This is a genomic window from Pedobacter sp. ISL-64, from assembly GCF_018613605.1.
GTDB lineage: Bacteria > Bacteroidota > Bacteroidia > Sphingobacteriales > Sphingobacteriaceae > Pedobacter.
Window position 1 is genome coordinate 155299 of sequence record NZ_JAGGPU010000020.1, and the last position, 20115, is coordinate 175413.

At 40.0% G+C, this 20115-nt stretch carries 14 protein-coding genes; 13 read left to right on the forward strand and 1 reads right to left on the reverse strand.

Going from position 1 to position 20115, the window contains the following annotated elements:
• Nucleotides 1-20 precede the first annotated feature (20 nt).
• The 8 genes from J7E57_RS21855 (at nt 21) to J7E57_RS21890 (ending at nt 10896) form a co-directional block, all read left to right on the forward strand.
• On the forward strand, nt 21-4256 hold the full coding sequence (locus tag J7E57_RS21855; protein ID WP_215130935.1) for a type I polyketide synthase: 4236 nt from the start codon (nt 21-23) through the stop codon (nt 4254-4256).
• Nucleotides 4244-4540, forward strand: a complete 297-nt coding sequence (locus J7E57_RS21860) for an acyl carrier protein (protein ID WP_057933556.1) — start codon at nt 4244-4246, stop codon at nt 4538-4540. Before J7E57_RS21855 ends, J7E57_RS21860 begins: the two co-directional genes overlap by 13 nt.
• Nucleotides 4528-5292: an alpha/beta fold hydrolase gene (locus J7E57_RS21865; RefSeq protein ID WP_215130933.1), complete on the forward strand. Its 765-nt coding sequence runs from the start codon at nt 4528-4530 to the stop codon at nt 5290-5292. The genes J7E57_RS21860 and J7E57_RS21865 overlap by 13 nt, the downstream gene beginning before the upstream one ends.
• Nucleotides 5293-5304: 12 nt before the next feature.
• The gene (locus tag J7E57_RS21870) at nt 5305-6504 is read left to right on the forward strand and encodes a glycosyltransferase (RefSeq protein WP_215130931.1); all 1200 of its coding nucleotides are present in this window, start codon (nt 5305-5307) and stop codon (nt 6502-6504) included.
• Between the two features lie 10 nt (nt 6505-6514).
• The gene (locus tag J7E57_RS21875; protein WP_215130929.1) at nt 6515-7723 is read left to right on the forward strand and encodes a glycosyltransferase; all 1209 of its coding nucleotides are present in this window, start codon (nt 6515-6517) and stop codon (nt 7721-7723) included.
• A gap of 116 nt (nt 7724-7839) precedes the next feature.
• A complete protein-coding gene (locus tag J7E57_RS21880; protein WP_215130927.1) occupies nt 7840-9129 on the forward strand; it encodes a condensation domain-containing protein in 1290 nt (429 codons plus the stop codon).
• Complete coding sequence (locus J7E57_RS21885; protein ID WP_215130925.1) at nt 9126-10394, forward strand: hypothetical protein; 1269 nt, start codon at nt 9126-9128, stop codon at nt 10392-10394. Before J7E57_RS21880 ends, J7E57_RS21885 begins: the two co-directional genes overlap by 4 nt.
• Nucleotides 10387-10896, forward strand: coding sequence for a hypothetical protein (locus J7E57_RS21890; RefSeq protein ID WP_215130923.1), 510 nt, complete (start codon nt 10387-10389; stop codon nt 10894-10896). Before J7E57_RS21885 ends, J7E57_RS21890 begins: the two co-directional genes overlap by 8 nt.
• A 511-nt stretch (nt 10897-11407) precedes the next feature.
• Here J7E57_RS21890 and J7E57_RS21895 read toward each other — a convergent pair.
• Nucleotides 11408-13486 (reverse strand): hypothetical protein, encoded by a 2079-nt coding sequence (locus J7E57_RS21895; RefSeq protein ID WP_215130921.1) that lies wholly within the window; start codon nt 13484-13486, stop codon nt 11408-11410.
• A 609-nt stretch (nt 13487-14095) separates the two neighbouring features.
• Here J7E57_RS21895 and J7E57_RS21900 point away from each other — a divergent pair.
• The 5 genes from J7E57_RS21900 (at nt 14096) to J7E57_RS21920 (ending at nt 19613) form a co-directional block, all read left to right on the forward strand.
• Nucleotides 14096-14716, forward strand: coding sequence for a hypothetical protein (locus tag J7E57_RS21900; RefSeq protein WP_215130919.1), 621 nt, complete (start codon nt 14096-14098; stop codon nt 14714-14716).
• A gap of 156 nt (nt 14717-14872) precedes the next feature.
• Nucleotides 14873-16222, forward strand: coding sequence for a M28 family metallopeptidase (locus J7E57_RS21905; protein ID WP_215130917.1), 1350 nt, complete (start codon nt 14873-14875; stop codon nt 16220-16222).
• A gap of 44 nt (nt 16223-16266) precedes the next feature.
• A complete protein-coding gene (locus J7E57_RS21910; protein ID WP_215130915.1) occupies nt 16267-16740 on the forward strand; it encodes a TspO/MBR family protein in 474 nt (157 codons plus the stop codon).
• Between the two features lie 54 nt (nt 16741-16794).
• On the forward strand, nt 16795-19086 hold the full coding sequence (locus J7E57_RS21915) for a patatin-like phospholipase family protein (protein ID WP_215130913.1): 2292 nt from the start codon (nt 16795-16797) through the stop codon (nt 19084-19086).
• Nucleotides 19083-19613, forward strand: a complete 531-nt coding sequence (locus J7E57_RS21920; protein ID WP_215130911.1) for a hypothetical protein — start codon at nt 19083-19085, stop codon at nt 19611-19613. Before J7E57_RS21915 ends, J7E57_RS21920 begins: the two co-directional genes overlap by 4 nt.
• Nucleotides 19614-20115: the final 502 nt, after the last annotated feature.

The following is a 20115-nucleotide window of genomic DNA, read 5'->3' on the forward strand; positions in this document are numbered from 1 at the left end:
ATCGCATAACCAAACAGCAGATGAAGAAAAGCGACGTAGCAATTATTGGAATGTCATGCATTTTTCCGGGTGCAAAAGATATGCAGGCCTTTTGGGAAAATATTATCAACCGCGTAGATTCTACACAAGAGGTTCCGGCTGATCGGATTGACCCTGTTCATTTCGACAAAGCAGTTAGCGGGGTAGATCGTTTTTATTGCAATCGAGGAGGTTTTATTCCCGATCATCAATTTGATCCCCAACGCTTCGGAATTTTACCCTTGGCTGTTGAAGGTACCGAACCCGATCATCTGTTGACCTTAGATCTGGTTCATCAGGCACTGGAAGATGCTTCGGTATTTGAAAAAAAATATTCCCTCGATAAAACCGGGATCATTATTGGCAAAGGCAATTATGTGGGACCTGGGGCAACCCGCGCCATCGAAATTGTAAGAACTGGCGAGCAAATTTCGAGTGTATTAAAAGACTTGATGCCACAACTTACCGATGCAGAAATTGAAAAGGTAAAACACGAATTTCAATTGCGCAAAGGCCGTTTTAGTGCCGATACCGCAATGGGATTGATCCCTAATTTAGTAGCCTCACTGGTAGCAAATCGCCTTAACTTAGGCGGACTGGCTTTTACTTTGGATGCTGCCTGTGCCAGTTCGCTCATCGCAGTTGATCATGGCGTGCAGGAGCTGAATAGTGGTCGTTGCGATATGATTATTGCAGGCGGTGTACATTTAGGCCAGAATGCAGCCTTTTGGAGCATTTTTTCACAGCTGGGCGCTTTATCCAAACAAGAAAAAATAAAACCTTTCGATCAAAATGCCGATGGATTGATTATTGGCGAAGGTTGCGGTTTTGTTGTGCTCAAACGCCTCGACGATGCCATAAGGGATCAGGATAAAATTTATTCAGTAATTAAAGGTGTAGGCATCAGTAGCGATGGCAGCGGAACCAGTGTAATGAGTCCATCGGTTAAAGGCCAATTAAAAGCCATTACCGAAGCCTGGAAAAACGCAGAATTAGAAAGTAAAAATATTGGCTATTTAGAAGCCCACGGAACAGGTACACCACTTGGTGATAAAACTGAGGTTGAAACTTTAAAACAGTTTTTCGGTCAGGATGCCGATCTGCCAAAAGCAGGTATCGGTTCTGTAAAATCGAATATCGGCCATGCCATGCCCGCAGCGGGTATAGCAGGATTGATCAAATCGAGTCTGGCTTTATATCACGGTATCATCCCCCCTACTTTACATTGTGATGAACCTGTAGCACAACTGGCCGAAACCCGTTTTTCTGCCGTACAAAAAGCGATAGACTGGAACCAATCGGGTTTGCCAAAACTGGCAGCTGTAAATGCATTCGGTTTTGGTGGAATAAATGCCCATGTGGTATTAACCGCTTATGATACGCCTAAAAAAGATGAAGTATTGGTCATCGCAAGGCCAAGTCATGAGGCCTTGATCGAATCGCTCGAAAATGGAGATTATAGCATTGGGAATGGAAATTTCCGTTTAGTGTTATTTAATCCAAGTTCCGAAAGAATCAAAAAGGCCTTAAAAATTGTGGCTAAAAATTCTCCCTGGAGAAATAAACAAGACATTTGGTACACCAATGCGCCACTATTGGCGAACGATGGAAAAATAGCATTTGTTTTTCCGGGTTTAGATGGACTTGCAGGTGGCGAAATCAAATCGGTAGCCGATTATTTCAACATTAGTATCGACGAAAACGAAAAACAGGACGGTCTTTTAAGCGAGGCCCTGAACATACTCAATAAAAGCAGTGTTTTAGATCAGGCTTTAAAACAACTGGGCATTAAATCTGATATGAATGCAGGGCACAGCCTTGGCGAATGGCTTGCAGCAAGATCTTCAGAACTGGCGGAAGAAAGTTCGGTAATGAATTTACTGAATGTGCTTAACCCCGAAACTTTTGAACTGAAAGATTCGCGTTTCATCGCCGTGGGCTGCGGTTTAGATACACTTCAACCCATAATCGAAAGCATTACCGATTTATATCTTTCTAACGATAATTGCCCGCAACAGGTCATCCTTTGCGGCAGCAAAATAGCACTCGATGAACTGGTTCCGATATTAAAGGTCAAACAGATCTTTCATCAAGTTTTGCCTTTCCAATCGGGTTTCCATTCTCCATTTGTAGCCGATAAACTGGGTTTGATCCTCGAGGGTATGCAGGATATGCAGTTTCGAAAAACTACTACACCCCTTTGGTCGGCCACTACTTTAGAAACTTATCCCGAAGGCTTTGAAGCCATCCGTCAATTAAGTGCTGAACACCTGATTAAACCAGTGCGTTTCCGTGAGCTTACCGAAAAGTTATATGCAGAGGGTGCGCGTGTTTTTATTCAGGTGGGTTCTGGTGGTTTGGTCGGCTTTATCGACGATACTTTAAGGGGAAAAGAAATCAGCACCATTAGTGCTAATGTGCCGATCCGTTCGGGCATTACGCAGTTACAAAGGGTTTTGGCAGCACTTTTTATTGAAGGAAAAGAAATTGGCCTTAATTATCTGGGCAATATCAAATCAACCCCACCGCAAAAAAATAAAGGCATTAAACTCGAACTGGGCTCGCCGATTATCCATAACCTGCAAACACTTAAAGGCTTAACCATTAAACAAGCCCAACCAACACCATCTAAAAGTTTTGTGGAGGCTAAACATCCGGTTTTACAGGCTTTTAATGAGAATGTGATGGAAATGATCAACATGCAGAGCGAAATGATCGAACTGTTCGAAAATGCAGCGTTACAAGTCGATCAGCCGAGCAACTGGGCACCAGCCAAACCAATAAAACCCGTAAGGCAATCTTTTAGCCAAAAACTTGATGTGAGCCTTGAGAACTGCCCTTACCTGATCGACCACTCGCTGTTAAGGCAACCCAAAGGCTGGCCAACCGTCGAAGATATGGATCCTGTGATCCCGATGACCATGATTTTTGAAGTGTTTGCTGAAATAGCCAACGCACAATCGCCTGAAGAAAAGGTACAGAAAATCATGAATATGCGGGTTTTCCAATGGATGAACGTGGTTAAACCTTTTCAGGAAACCGTAACGGGCGAATGGAAAGACGAGCAAAGCGTTTACCTTAATCTGGAGCGTTTCGCTAATGCAGAAGTGCAGCTGGCTGCACAGTTAAGTGCCGCTCCAAACAGAAATTTTGATATTGGAAAATTATTGGATATCGACCGTACTTCTGCGCAGATTTACGACGCGCACATGTTCCACGGACCAGATTACCAGGGTATCAAAAAACTGACCGCAGTTGGTGAAAAAGGAATTACTGGCATCATCGAAGCCTCAGGCGGAAAAGGCTCATTGCTCGATAACGCTGGTCAATTATTTGGCTTATGGCTTCAACTCACTTTAGAAAAAGATAGGATTGCTTTCCCTGTTAAAATTCAGGAAATAGAATTTTTCGGCGATATGGCCGATCAGAAAGGACAATTCGAATGTACCTGCGTACTTACAGAAATAAACGATGAATTTGCCACTGCCGATATCGTGATGAAAAGAGATGGCATCACCTGGCTCATTATATCAGGCTGGCAGAACCGCAGATTGGAAATAGACGAACCGCTTTGGAACGTGTCGATGTCGCCACTCCACAACCGTTTATCGAAAGAGGTTGCACCTGGCGTTTTCCTTTTCGGCAATGCTTATTCACGAGTGGTATCATGGGATTTTATCCTGAAAAGATATTTCAACCAGACAGAGAAAAAGCACCACCAAAACCTCTTACCCAATAAAAGAAGAACCTGGATGATCAGTCGCGTGGCGGCGAAAGATGCCGTTCGGAATTTATTGAATACACAGAAAAACCAGGCCTGTTACCCCATCACCTTCGAAATCTATTCGGATGAATTCCGCAAACCTTACGTTAAAGGTGGTTTAACAGATAACATCAATATCTCGATTGCACATAAAGGTACCGATGCCGTCGGCATAGCACGTTTTAACGAACCTGTTGGTATCGACATCGAACATATTGAAGAACGGAGCGCCGGTTTCTTCGATCTTGTGTTTAACGATCACGAAATGGCACTGCTCGAAAGCCGCGACAAAACAGAATGGGCAACCCGGTTCTGGGTAGCCAAAGAAGCTTATGGAAAATACCTTGGCAAAGGCTTACAGGGCAATCCCAAAGCCTATACTGTTGAAGTAATCAACGGCGAAGAACTATGCATCAATAACATCACAATCAAAACAATCAAACATAAAAACTATATCATCGGATGGACACTATAACTACGAAATTAAGCAGCGAAGAAATCTTCAACCTCATGAAACAATTTATCACCGAAGTAATCGGCGAAGAATTTGTTGAAGAAATGGATATCACCCCTGAAAGTTCTTTCACCAAAGATCTGGAAATGGATAGCATCGAAATTGTATCTTTTTCCGAAAAAATCAAAGCGCATTTTGGCGAACAGATCGATTTTACGGGCTGGTTATCTTCAATGGATTTAGATCAGCTGATCAACTTAAACTTAGGCATGATCATCTCTTATATCGAAGAATGCCAATCATAACGGTAAACAACAAATCGGTTCACATTCAGGAGCTCAATAAAGGGGCTGCTGAAACCATCGTCCTCGTTCACGGGATGTTCAGCAACCTGTCTGTCTATTACTTTAATATCGCGCCGCTATTGGCCACAAAATGTCATGTGGTACTGTACGACTTAAAAAGTCATGGCATGAGCGAAAAGGCTTTGGAGGGATACGACCTGACGAGCATGACCAACGATCTGTTCGCATTAATGGAGGTTTTAAACCTTCAAAAAGTGCATTTAGGTGGTTATAGTTTCGGTGGATTGATTGCTTTAAAAATGGCCATCCGCTTTCCAGAACGCATTAATAAACTGGCAATAATTGAAGCACCAGATCCGAATGACGATAAAACAAGGGGGATTATTGATGAGTACAGCCGCGAATTTTTAGAACATTACGTTGAAAATTTCACTGATACCACAAAAGTGAAAATGGGTAAAAGGCAGATGGAGCGCAACCACCGCATGTACGAGTACCTTTTTTATCAAACTTCGATTAAAACCGACATGGAACTCGAAAAAGACTTTTTTGGCAGCCCTGCAATCGAAACCATAAAACAGTCTACCCTATTGCTATATGGCACCGATTCCAATTGCCTAAATGCAGGTAAACATTTAGACGGAATGATTAAAAATGCCTCGTTAATCGCTGTGCCGGGAGATCATAATATCCCGATACAACAACCATTGGTAATCGCCGAAGCATTGTTAAACTTCTTTCAGGAAATATAAAATTAAACACACATGGCAAAATTTGTATTTGTTGTTCCTCCGCTAACTGGCCATATTAACCCTACGCTAAGTATGGGTACTGCCTTGCTTGAAAGAGGCCACCGTGTAGGATGGATTACTTTAGATGAATCATTAGGCGATAAACTTCCTGCTGGAGGCGAGTTGCTGTTGATCAGTTACGACCAAAACGACCAACAGAAAAAAGATTCAGAAAAATACCTCGATATCATCACCAAAAAAATTGTTTACGGTATCGATAGCATCAAATTTCTGTACGAGGAAGTATTGATTCCGCTTAACAGGCACAGTTATGATGGCATTGCCGATTTACTCGATCAGTTCAAACCCGATTTGGTGATAACCGACCATCAAATGTTTGCCGGTGCAATTGCCGCAAGCAATAAAAACTATCCTTATGTTACATCTGTTACCGCACCTGCAGCCATAAAAGTAATGGATGAGCTGCCCAAAGTGCACGAGTGGGAAGTAAATCAGATTGTGGCCCTGCAAGAAGAATTCGGTATAAATGCCACAGATTCTATTGCCTGCTCTGACCTTGCCACTTTGGTATTTACCTCCAGAGATTTTTTTGGGGAGATGGATTTACCCGAGCATTTTAAATTTGTAGGCCCAGTTTTTAACCGCCGCAAAACTACAATTCCTTTCCACTGGGAAGCATTTCATACCAGCAAACCAAAAATACTGGTCAGCATTGGCACCACCTTCGATCATGAGCATAAAAAAGCCTTTTTTGCCAAGGTAATCGAGGCTTTCGCTAATGAAGACTTACATGTAGTTGTCGTTTCAGATCCTGCTTTATTTGAGGAATGGCCAGCCAATTTTACGGTGCAGCGCCAGGTACCACAATTAGAACTTTTGCCTCACCTTGATGCTGTGGTTTGCCATGGCGGACACAATACCGTTTGCGAAACCTTGATGAATGGCCTGCCCATGGTGGTTATTCCAATAGCATACGATCAAAGCCATGTTGCCGGACGTGTTTTCAGGGTCGGTGCCGGAGAGCGTTTAAACTTTAACCGGTTTAAAGCCAATCACCTTAAAGAAGCGGTAAACAAAGTGCTGCAGAACGAAAGTTATAAAATCGCTGCAGAACGGATTAAACAATCTTTTATCCAGGCTGGCGGAACAGAAAGTGCCGCCGATTTATTGGAAAATTTAAGCAACAAAACCTCAAACGTATTCATCAGTTAAATTATACATTATGTCAAAATTCCTTTTCGTTGTCCCACCTTTTTTTGGCCATATCAGTCCGACTTTAAGTATTGGCACAAGTTTATTGGCCCGCGGCCATGAAGTAAAATGGCTGGGTATTACCCCGCTTGCCCAGGTACATTTACCTGAAGGCGGCGAATTTATTTACCCTGAAGAAGATCTGGCTGAGCATGCTGATGAAATACAACGCATTTTAAAACGTCAGGATGATGGCCCTGCATGTTCTGGTCCGGAGGTGATGAAACTTGCTCTCGAAGAAACCTATGTTCCTTTTGCCAAAATGATGATGAAAGGGCTGAACAACTTTGTTGACGCCTGGAAACCTGATGTAATTATTAATGACTGCATTACCTTTGCTGGTGCATTAAGTGCACATTTAAAAGGCATACCATCTGTTACCACTACCCCAGTACCACCAGATGTGATGGGTGATACGGCTAACAGTGCACCCAAAATATTCGAGTGGCAACAAAACTTAATTAAAGGTTTGCAAAAAGAAGTAGGCATTTATAGCGATGATATTCACATCCATTCTCATCAGTTGAATATGGTTTTTACCTCACAGGCTTTTGCAGGTTTTGAAGAAAAGCCACCGCACATGCATTTTGTTGGTCCGGTAAAAGGCAGGCCAAATTTAGCGCCATTTGATTGGGAACGTTTAAGTCAGGCCACCACTCCTAAAGTTTTTGTTTCGTTAGGTACTTTGCTGGTTGATATTCGTAAAGAATTTTTCCAGAAACTGATTACTGCTTTCGAAAACCAGCCTGTAACAATCGTGGCGGCAACCAATCCTGATATTTTTGAACAATGGCCTGATAATTTTATCGTAAACGGTTTTGTTCCGCAATCAGAGCTGATGCCACATATGGATGCGGTAATCTGCCATGGTGGTTTTAATACGGTAAACGATACCTTCACCAATGGTTTACCAATGTTGATTACGCCTATTGCCTACGATCATTTTCATACTGCTAAACTAATTGAGCAAGCAGGTTGTGGAGTAAGCATCCGATACAAAAGGTTACGCATCAGCGATTTAAGAGATACCGTTTTCGAGCTTTTAGAAAACCCGAAATACCGCCAGGCCGCACAAAAAATAAGAGAAACATTTATCGAAGCTGGTGGTAACGATAAGGCGGTGCAATTGTTGGAAGATTTTGCAAAAACAGCGCAAGCTGTGGAAACCAACAGCTTGTAAACCTTCGACCGTCATCTCGACTGAAGCACAGCGGAACGGAGAGATCTATCCAGAAAGATCTCTCGACTGCGTTGCACTCCGCTCGAGACGACTTTCTATCAGAATAATACTAAGAAATGAAAAGAAAACTGTTATTTGGCGAAAGGATGTTATACGGAGATGGAAACAGTCCGTTTAACATTGTAATACCTTTCAAAATCAGGGGAGAAATCAAGGAAGATGATTTAAAGTTTGCCTTATTCAAAATCCAAAAAAAACACCCCTGGTTAACCGCCGCAATACGTTTTGATGAAGATAAAAGGCCTTGGTTTGTAACCAATCTTACCGAAACCTTTAGCATTCCAGTTCGCATTGTAGATAGATTAAACGATGCGCATTGGGAGGGGGAATCTACCTATGAATGGAAAACCGTTTTTGATGCTTCAATTGCACCACTTTGCCGCATTACATGGGTTAAAGGTAAAGCCGTATCCGAATTTTTGATGGTATATCACCATTGTCTTTGCGATGGCACTTCGGCACTTTCTATTTTAACAGAATTGCTTCAGCTTTTGGATGACCCCGACGCCAATATTGGGAAAGAGATTCCAATTATGGATATAAAGGATGTGATTCCGAAAAAGGTATTAAACAGCTACCGCAACAGGGCCAAAAACAGATTAATCGGCAAAATTGCAACTTTAGCACTTTGGATCATCCCAATCAAAAAGGTAGCGGTAGAACGTAAAAAGGATTTTATGCTCCGATGGAAATTTGATCAGGAACTTACCAAACAGCTAATCCAGTTTTGCAAAGCCAATCAGTTCACTGTAAATACTTTGTTGAGCGCTGCTGTTTTGACGGCATTTAAAGAGGTGAGAAAAGAAAAAGCATTTAATAAAATATCATTACCGGTTGATATCCGAAACTTTAACCCGATTATTAAAAAAGACCACATTTTTGCCTTCGGATTAATGATTGTACTTTCCCTGATGCCAGAAAAAGACTTTATTGATAATGTGAAGGCCTTACAAAAAGATGTAAACGATAAATCGGCCAAACTTAATCCTTACAGCTTGATGATGATGATGGAAGCCTGTCACCCTGCATTAAACAACTTCACTAATTTCTTAAAATATGGAAAATCGAGTAATGATTGTATGTTTTCAAACCTGGGCAAAATAGACATCGATTACCAATATCGAAACTTCGAAGTAGAGTCCATATTCAGTCCTTCGGTAATGGGACCGTTAGGCAACACCACCACCATGATTGCCTCCACTTACCGCAATCAAATGGATTTTACCTTTGTGGCTAGCGAAGGTTATGTTCCTTTTGTAGAAGCAGAAGCCATAAAAGAAAAAGTAATAGCTATCCTTAAAGAACAGGTTGAAAAACCAATCGAGATTTTAACTGCAACTGCATGAAAAGAAGATTAATTTTAGGCGAAAGAATAATGCATGTAGATGCTAAAACACCTCTAAACTGTGTTTTTGGCGCCAAAATTTCGGGTAAAATCAGTGAAGAAAATTTGCACAAGGCACTGTTTAAAATCCAACAGAAACATCCACTGCTGCAAATGAATATCGATGCTACAGGCAATACACCATATTTTGTACGAAACGAAAACATCAGAAAAATACCCGTTAGGATTGCTGATCGCCCAACAGATCAAAGCTGGTTGGCTCAATCAAAAATAGAGTGGTATAAACTTTTTGACACCTCAAACGAGCCATTAGCCAGGTTAGTTTGGTTAAAAGGCGAAACCGAATCAGACCTTTTGCTCGTACTTCCTCATTGTATTTGCGATGGAACTACCATTTTAAATTTAATGCGGGAGCTGATGACTTTGATTGATGATCCTGAACAAGATCTGGCTCCATATCCTTCATTTCTTTCTGTTCGTGACCTGTTACCAGAAGATTTTGTGATGAGTAAGGCGGGGCATTTTAAAGGGAAAATTTTTGCAGCGCTTGGCCGTTTGTTTTTCTTTTTTAAATCTACTTCAAACAATAACATAGACAGGAGCAATTACGCTGTTCATTGGAAAATCAGCACAGAAGACACCAAAAACCTATTAATTAAATGTAAGGAACAAAACACAACTGTACATGCCGCCATCTGTGTGGCCTTTATGGAAGCTTTTAAACATGTACAAGGCACCAAAGCCCATGGCAAAGTGATCTGTCCGGTTGATATCAGGCGGTTTGTAGAAGCCATAAAACAAGATACCATGTTTGCCTTTGCACCCATTGTCGAGTTAAAATTAGCGCAAGGCGAAAACGATTTCTGGACAAAAACCCGAACCTTAAAAACCGATCTGGAAGCAAAAGTAGCAGAAATGAAAGTCCACAACCTGTTAAACATGAGCGAGTATTTCCATTCATCAGTAAATAAAATGATCGGCTTTTTGAAAACAACAAAGGGCACACACGATGTGACGCTCAGCAACATGGGACTTTTAAACATCCCGAAGGATTATCAGGATTTTTCGATTGAAACCATTTATAGTCCTACGGTTGCTTTCCCATGGAAAAACGCCAACACTTTAGTATGCAGCACTTTTAACGGACAGCTGGATTTCTCTTTTATGTCAAACGAATCATTCCTTCGGGAATTCGAAGCCTGGCAGATAAAAGACAGGGTAATGGAACTGATTAAGGAAAATTTAAACGAACTGGTCAATGTCTGATAAAGTGGAATATGATGAGCAGGCAAAAGTGTCGAACTGGCGAAAGTTTGTTCGCAAAAACCTGCTGATACACCTTATCCCAAACACGGTATTGAATACTATAGTGCCATATTTTGCTTTTAAAGCACAAAATTCGGTGCATTTATTTAGTGGAGAGCAAAATCTGGCCAGGTTTTTATTGCCGATGTCGTTGCTCTTACCCTTTATGATTACCCTCGATATTTTAAAAAAAATAAAACTGCTGCAACACTCTGGCGCCATTAACTATAAGATAGACGAAAAAATTACAGGTTACCCTTTTATATTGAAAAAAGCAGGTTTAAATGGCTTGTACAGCATTTTGGCGGTATTTGCATTGATGCTCACACTGCACTTCTCTTTTCCTAAAAATCACGATTTCGGAATTACCCCATCTGCTGTATGTGCGGGATTGTTGGCAGGTTTATATTCCATTACCTTTTTTTATCTCGCTATAAGAAGGTTTAAAGATGATGCGGTGTAGCATTGTTCTCGGCATCAAAGAGTGTCGCCGAAATTGTCCTCTTTTGTAATGAGGACTATTTAAAGTATCTTAACACAAGCCTTTGTTAAATAGCCCTGATGGCAGTGGATCCCGATTTAAGCACTAGTTTTTACTCTTTTATTGTGTGCTTGCTTGTTTCACAGGTTTCTTCGGGAGCAACGTACAGCAGGACGGAACCTCTCCTATATATTACAGGAATTGCGCTCCAAAAACCTCAATAAACTTCACCCAGCAGGTACTCTTCCAAAATGATATTTTTTTTTGTGAATTCCATTTTTTAGAGATCCTTCGACTCCGCTACCATTGTCAGATCCAATAGAAGGGTCGTCATCTCAACCGAAGCAACGCGTAGTGGAGAGATCTTTGGACTATATTAAAAGATCTCTCCACTACGGTCGAGATGACGATTCTTCGCGGCCTATCAATTCGTTAAAATCCCTCATTTATGGTGCTTTTACACAATAAATTAACCCTCAGTATGACAGTAAAACTATTCCAGCCAAACCATTTGTGTAAAAGCACCATTGGTTGCAATATCCCATGCCTCTACCCTTACCCACTTACACCCTTTTAAATTAACTGCCCAATTGTAATCTTTTTTTCCAAAAGCCTGGGTATCGTTTAAATTAATACGGTTGCGATAAACCTTTGCCCCATCACCCGATACAATTTCGACAAAGCTTAAGGGGAATGTCCAGTTAAGTTGTATATTTATCTTTGCTTTTCCACTATTATCAATCTCCAAAGTCTCTCCTGCACCTTTTCCGTTAACATTAAAACTCGGGATCAATACCTCACCTGTTGATACAAAAAACTTCCCTTTCCGCATTACATCTAAAACAGGCTGCCAGCCATCGGCATAATTAGGTACCTTATCCAACTGCAAATAATTCACGTTTAAATGTGCATACATTTCATTTTGCTCAGTAATGGTAAAGATATCAGCCTCTGAAATAATGTGTTTTTTCAAACCCCAGTTGGCCATATCATCCATCAGGTTCAATACCCGTTTACTTAAGGTTGGCAACGAAAGATCTCCTGGAATGGCCTTCCACGCTGCGCCCATAAAAGTCTCCGATTTAAAAAAGTCTTCTTCTTTATATTTGTCTGGGTAACCTGTCGAAGCCTTTGTTCGGGCATGGGCAGTCCAGGCTAAGCCATGTTCTTGTTCCAATAGTTTAAGCATTTCTGCTTTGTCATTAATGCGGTAAACCTTACCATATTTAGGATCGTTGGTTTCGAAAGGCTGATCGCTTTTTCTCGACATAATCCAATAAATTGGTTTAGGAAAAAATGCCAGCCAATGTCCACCATAAAAATTATTGGCTTCTTCTCCTGGTAACAATAAAAAATTTGGATCAGATAACCTTTTGGTTTGTTTAAACAAGGCATCTAATTCTTTTAAACGAACAGAATCGGGTCCTTTGGGGTGGCCTGGTCCGTGAAATTCGGCAAGCTTAACGATATTTAAACCCGCCTTTTTCAATACCTCAACAAATTCGGGCTTTTCCGGAACGGCTTTTCCGCTCAGCACTACGTCCGAAATAAATTCATTGTGGAAATGACTAGCCATTGTTTTATAACCTGTCAAGGGCACATAAGTATCATTGTGCGTAAACTTTTTAACTTCATCCAACGCTGCTCCTGCCTTCCCAGTGCTTAATAAACAGAAAAAATTAAGACGCTGTTGGGTATTTGGTGGTGCATTGAACCAGGGCACATAACGTTTATCGCCTAATGGATCCTGCCTGATCCCAATACCAAAGTCGGGGATTAAGTTTAAATAATTGCTCCCTTTCCAGGTAAATTTAAGGTTAAAAGCTTCATCTAAGGGATAGAAATATTGATGCGGAGCAGGGAAAACGGCCAAACTTCCACCATTATTTTCGCCGATAACGGTGCGGTATTTTACTTCTAAATTTTTACTTGGATCTGCTGGTGCTGCCTTTTCGCGCTGAAGATTTCCTTTTACATCAGACCAAGCGATATTAGACCAGATATCTTTTTTGCTAAGCAATCCGGCATCGTATAAAATGGCTGTAGAATCTTTTGGGGTTGATACAACTGCAGCCACATTAAACAAAGGGCTTCCATTGTAAAGTGTTATTTCTAAAGCACCGCTAAAGTTTTCGCATTGAACTCCATTTATTCGCACCACAGTTTGCGAGCCCTTCGTAGAAACACTGGCTGCCCCTTTTTCGAATTTTACAACGTTTGTGGTATATGGTCTGGTTGGAACCCGGTCGAAAAAAACATCCCAGCCCCCACTGTTTGGACTTAAAGTGCGTTTACCTATTCTCAGCACAAATCCAGGGTCGAGATGAGCAGCAACTTCTTTTAAAGCGCCTTGCTTACCTAACAGCAAACTTTTAAACAATGGTTTGGTACGATCAAGATCTAAAATCATTTTACCTAAGGTTCCTTTACCAGCTGGCCAGGTGAGCATGAGTTCTTTTTGGTTGGAAGAAACAGTAGCACCATTGGTTTTAAATGCTTTAAGGTTTACCTGGCTTTGGGCATAAAATGCTGAAAAGCATATTATCATTAATAAAGAAATACTGTTTCTCATACAACTTAATCGTTTTAGTAAAGATAAAATGCAAGATAACAATTAAGTGCAAAACATAAAATATTCGCTAATCAGTAATGCATTTCGTTCATAAAAACAAAATCATTCTTGTTGGTTATTCAAAAACAAGTTTATTAATATTATGAGTAGGTGTGTTTTGCCTAAGCCTTTAACCAGCTCTATTCCTGATATTCCCGGCATTTCGATATCAAGCAACAGTAGTCTATTTTATGAAGGGCTAAATTCTTTAAGCTTTGGCTGCACTTTCGCATTCAACAATCAATTTAAAGCTAGATCAACCTACAAAAGGCGGCTCACGATATATCTGGCGATTATATGATCATCAACTATTAAACGATTCATTACGATCAGATTATCGTTGCAATTAAACTCAGCATAACCGGGAGATTATTTTCACAAATAATAATGAACAAAATGAATAAAATATATATTTGTAAAAAAAATACCCCCATTTTCAAAGCGCGCACTACCCCATTCGTCTAATATTTTGCCTTTCCAACGACTAAACATAGTCAAAAAAACCATTCAGGAGTAGATTTATAACGTACTAAACAGGAATCATCAACCATAAAAAATAAAAAAAATAAAATGAACAATATTAAAACAATTGCATTCGCTGCATTAAGTATCTTATCAGTTTATAGTGTGAAAGCTCAAAACTTTAAAGAGCCTGTTAGCTATAAACTCAAGAATGGCATGAATATCATTATTTCAGAGAACGAACGTTCGCCAAAGGCATATTCTAGCTTTACATTAGATACTAAGGCTTTTCAGGGCAAAAAAGACGGCATAGTGGAATTGTTAAACGCCGTGTTAAACGAAAACCTAAGTAAAAACTCAAATATTAGCTTTAAGGATAACAGCGGCAAGCTGGCTACATTAAATGCAGATCTTGAGAACGACCTGGCAACAATGGCTTCAGTAATTCAAAATGCAAGCTTCGACCAAAAAACTTTTAATACGGCTAAAGCTAAGTTAATTGCCAGTATAAAATTGCAGGATTACGATTATGACCAAACGGTAAATGAAAATTCGATTAATGCATTAACCTTGGCAGATGTTAAAAACTTTTACAGCCAGATCTCTCCAGAAAAAACATTTTTAACGATTGCCGGAGATGTTGAATTAAATACAGCCAAAGCTTCAGCTAAAAAAGCTTTCGGCAACTGGAACCGCACACAAGAACTTGCATTAACTGTGGCAAGGTAATATTAAAATTAAATTTGAGGCCCTTTGATTAGTTTCGAAGGGCCTTTTTTATGCCCAAAATGTTACAAGGGATTAGGTTTTAGCTGTCCGTATTCAAGGAATCATTCGATATATTCGTTTTTAAATAAAAATCATTGTTTCTGAAAAAACCGACAGATGAAAAAAATCTACACATTCCTACTTCTTGTTACTATAAGTTTATCTGTACAGGCACAAGTTGTGGTTAACCGAAATCAGGATATTGATAAAATGGTTAACGCTGTAAATCAGGATTCGCTAAAATCATATATCAGTAAAATGGTTTCTTTCGGAACAAGAAATACGCTTAGTGATATTAAAAGTAAAACGAAAGGAATTGGAGCTGCCAGAAATTGGGTCGTAAATAAGTTTAATCAGTTTGCAAAGCAAAGTGATGGCAGGCTTACTGCATACCTGGATACCATTACATTTAAACCCGATGGCAAAAGAGTAGATCAGCCTACACTTTTAGGCAATGCTGTAGCCATATTAAAAGGCACCGATGCAAACGACAAACGTGTTTATGTGGTGAGCGGACACCTCGATAGCCGAGTTACCGATGTAATGAACAGAACCAGTGATGCACCTGGCGCCAATGATGATGGCAGTGGTGTTGCCGGTGTAATTGAGGCTGCAAGAATTATGAGTCAATATAAATTTTCTGCCACCATAATTTTTGTAGCCGTAAGCGGTGAGGAACAATCGTTATTAGGTTCTGGTTTTATGGCTGCAAAAGCAAAAAAAGAAAACTGGAATGTAGATGCCATGTTAAACAATGATATGATTGGCAGCAACAACAGTAGCGAAACGCAAATCATCGACAATACCAGGCTCCGTGTATTTAGTGAGGGCTTACCCAGCTTTGATCTGGATAAAACTGCGAAGAGCATCCGTCAGTTTGGTTTAGAGAACGATGGTAAAAGCCGTCAGTTGGCACGGTATGTTAAAGAAATTGGCGAGCGTTATGTAGATCAGTTAGAAATTAAATTAATTTACAGGAACGACAGATTTCTCCGAGGTGGAGATCATACTCCATTCGTAGAAAATGGATTTATAGCGGTTCGCATAACCGAAATGAACGAAAACTTCGATCACCAGCACCAGGACCTTAGAACTGAGAAAGGCATTAAGTATGGCGACCTTCAGGAATTTATGGATTTCGAATATTTACGTAAAAATACAGGTGTAAATATTGCGGTTTTGGCCAGTCTGGCCAAAGCTCCCTCAAGCCCTAGCGAAGTAAAAGTTGATGTAAAAAACCTGAGCAACTCTACTTTTTTATACTGGAAAGCACCTGCTAATGGCACAGTAAAGGGCTATTATGTTTTAATGCGCGAAACCAGCAGCGCCGTTTGGGAAAAGAAATTTTTCACTTCTGCCACCGAATTACGATTACCTTATAGTAAAGACAATTATTTATTTGCGATACAAAGTATCGGAAACGACGACACTGAAAGCCTACCAATAGTGCCGGGAATTGGCAGGTAATAAAACTTTTGGGGTTTACCGCTGTTTAAACTCAAATTTAGCGCATGAAATTTAAACCTTTAGCTTTTATTGTTAATATAGCCATCACACTGGGTGTTGGTGCTTTAGGTGGATGGGCAACTGCTCAATCGGTTAAAACCTGGTACCCAACGTTAAACAAACCGTCCTTTAATCCACCAAACTGGCTTTTTGCACCTGTTTGGGCCGCATTATATATACTTATTGGTATTGCGGCCTATCTGGTGTGGATTAGACGCGATAAAATTGTTCATTTCCCGCGAACAGTTGCCATTTATTTAATCCAGTTAATTTTAAATTTGGGCTGGTCGTTTATTTTCTTTTACCTGCACGAGCTAGGTTTTGCCCTGGCCGAAATTATTTTACTGTTGATCATCATTGTCATCAATGCATCCATGTTCTATAAAATAAACAAATGGGCGGGTTTAATATTCATCCCCTATATCCTTTGGGTAAGTTTTGCATCATTTTTAACATACAACATTTTCATATTGAACTAATTTTAAAAGAAAACCCTATTTTTAAGGGTGGTAACTTTTAAAAGATTTTTGCTGATGCTCTTCGTTCTGTGCTGTAACCAATTGCAGGCGCAAAAGGTAGGTCTTGTGTTTAGCGGTGGCGGTGCAAAAGGATTGGCGCATATTGGCACATTAAAGGCTTTGGAAGAAAACCACATCCCTATCGATTACATTACAGGCACATCGATGGGTGGCATAGTTGGCGCCATGTATGCTGCAGGTTATAGCCCGGCGGAGATAGAAAAAATTGCATTAAGCAACGACTTCCAAAATTGGGTAAATGGACGATACACCAGCGATTACACCTTTTTCTTTCAGAAAAATGCGCCCAATGCGTCTATGCTTACCGCAAAAGTGGCTATTGATACGGGTTTTCATTTTAGTTTCCGTTCTAACCTGATTAACGATATTCCATTAAATTTTGCCTTTCTTGAGCTTTTCGCCCAGGCTTCAGCCGTTTCTAAAGACAATTTCGACAATCTTTTTGTTCCCTATCGTTGTATGGTTGCAGATGTGCTTTCGCAAAAAAGTATCACAGTAAGCAGAGGAAGTTTAGCAGAAGCAGTAAGGGCAACTATGACGGTTCCAATTATCTACCGGCCCATTAAACTGGATGGAAAATATGTTTTTGACGGGGGGTTATATAATAATTTCCCTGCCGATGTAATGGAAAGAGACTTTAAACCTGATTTTGTAATCGGCGCCAATGTTTCTTCAAAAATTTACAACGAATACCCTAAAAACATCGACGATCGTTTAATGAACCGCTTTTTGATATACATGTTTCTATCCAAATCAGACTCTACTATGATTGGGAAAAATGGCGTATACATCCAACCGAATTTAGCTACTTATAGTGTAACTAATTTTGCTCCCGTAGAAGAGCTGATAAAAAAAGGATATGATGCAACAATAGCCGATATGCCAAGGATTAAAGCTTTAATCAGCAAAAGAGTGAGCGATGAAGAACTGGCACAAAGAAGGGAAAAATTTAATGCAAAAAAGCCAGATCTAAAGTTCAGCAACATCATCGTAACCGGTGTAAACAGTCAGCAGAAAAAATATGTAGAAAGGCTTTTCAAAAGCGATAAAGTTACTTTTAACCTGCAAGATATTAAACGTGGGTATTATAAACTGGTTGCCGACCAAACTTTCGAAACCGTATTTCCTAAAATTTCATACCAGGCAGCAACAGATAGTTATACTTTTGAGGTGGTGGCACAGCCGAAAAAGAGCTTCAAACTCGAATTAGGTGGCAATATATCTACAAGGCCCATCAGCAATGTTTTTTTGGGTGCCCAGTACAATTACCTCAACCGAAAATCGTATACTTTTGGAACCAGCTTTTACTCTGGCCGTTTTTACGAATCGGTACAGGTAAATGGCCGGGTAGATTATCCAACCAGACTTCCCTTGTTTCTGGCCGCTGAGTTAACCTATAATCACTGGAATTTTTATAATACCAGCCAGATATTTATCGAAAACCCACGCCCCATTTACATCGAACAATCTGACCGTAAGATTGACCTTATGATGGGAATGCCTTTAAATTACAATACCAAAATTGTTCTTCATTCTACTTTTATAAATAATAATGATCGCTATAGCCCAAACAATACCTTTGCGGTAGGCGATCTGCTCGATCAAACTATTTTTAATGGCTTTAGGGGATCCTTAAATCTCGAAAAAAATTCATTAAACCGGAAACAGTATGCCAGCAGAGGTCAAAGCTTTTCGCTAAGTTTCAATTACACCACAGGCCGCGAAAACTATAATCCCGGCAATATTTTCCGAACCACTCCGGGTTTTGTTAAAATTCCGGGCAGCAGTCATTTGCGCCAATGGGGAAGCATAAAACTTACCCAGGAAAACTACTTTTTACACATCAAAAAATATACATTGGGTTATATTGTGGAAGGCGTTTTCTCTAACCAACCTTTATTTAGCAATTATTACGCTACGCTTTTAACTGCTCCAGCCTTTTATCCTTTGCAAGATAGCAGATCGTTATTTCTGGATAAATTCAGGGCCACAACCTATGCTGCTGGCGGAATAAAAAACATTTATAATGTTAAAAAAAATCTCGATTTTAGATTGGAAGGTTATTTATTTTTACCCCATAAGGAGTTTGAGCTGAATAATTTTCAGGATGTAGATTATGCCAAAGCCATCACAAAAATACGCTATGCAGGTACTGCAGGTTTAGTTTACCATTCACCGCTCGGCCCTGTAAGCCTAAGTTATAATTTATATAATGATGCAGTTAAAAGAAATGGTGTATTATTGCATATCGGTTATTTAATTTACAATAAACGTTCTATCGAATGAGACGAATCTTACTTTTGCTTTCACTGTGTTTAATCGGGTTTTTCAGCCATGCACAAACCGCAGCAATCAATAATTTTCTGGTAAAAGAAAATTTGCTTAAAAACAACAAACTGGCCATTATAGCAGCCGATTCTTTAAACAACCCCAACGAAAACATAAACGGAATCTACACCTTTAGTGTAAGTGGTTTTACACAGGTATTAAAATTTAACGATGGCATAGCGGTGTTACCTTTGCCCATCGATAAATCTACCTTCGTTTACATCAAACATCAAAACGACTCTGGCACCCATAGCAAACTGGTGTATGTGTATAAAAAAGATACCGATTTAAGTCCGTATGCCATAAATAGTTTATGGCTTTTCATTATTCCGATTATACTGGTAATTATTGCCTTTGCCTTCCGCAAACTGATCATATTTGTGGTCATTGTTTTTCTGGTATTTGTGTATTTTAACCACAGCAATGGCTTAAACCTTTCTACCTTTTTCGAAAGTATATTCGATGGGTTAAAAAACCTCGTCTGATTTTCTAAATAAAATCGTCATTGCGAGGAGGAACGACGAAGCAATCTTACTACTATGGGTTGAACTTCGCAAATAAATAAGACAATCCTAGCGATTGCTTTAAGATTGCTTCGTGCCTCGCAATGACGGCAAGTTCATTACAGGATAACTTCAAGCTTTGTTTTTTTTGAAAAGCAGTGCCTGTGCGGTTTCGGTTAAACCAGTCCCGCCCTTTGCTTAATCCCTATAAAATTATAACGATAAAAAAATCACTTTAAATCGGGATAACGCTGTCGGTCGGGTTTATTATACCACAGATAGCAGCACAGTTGTAACCACCTAAGCCCGATCGAAGCGAGATGCCGATTATTTCAATCGGCAGAAGCGGGAGCGGGACTACAGAGAACCAATAGCTTCTGCAAAGCCCTTCCCATAAAAAAGAAAATTAATTATAACAGCAGTAAATTAACAATTTGTGCTCACGTTCGTTCCTAATAAGTGTGAAATAACAAATCGTTTAGCG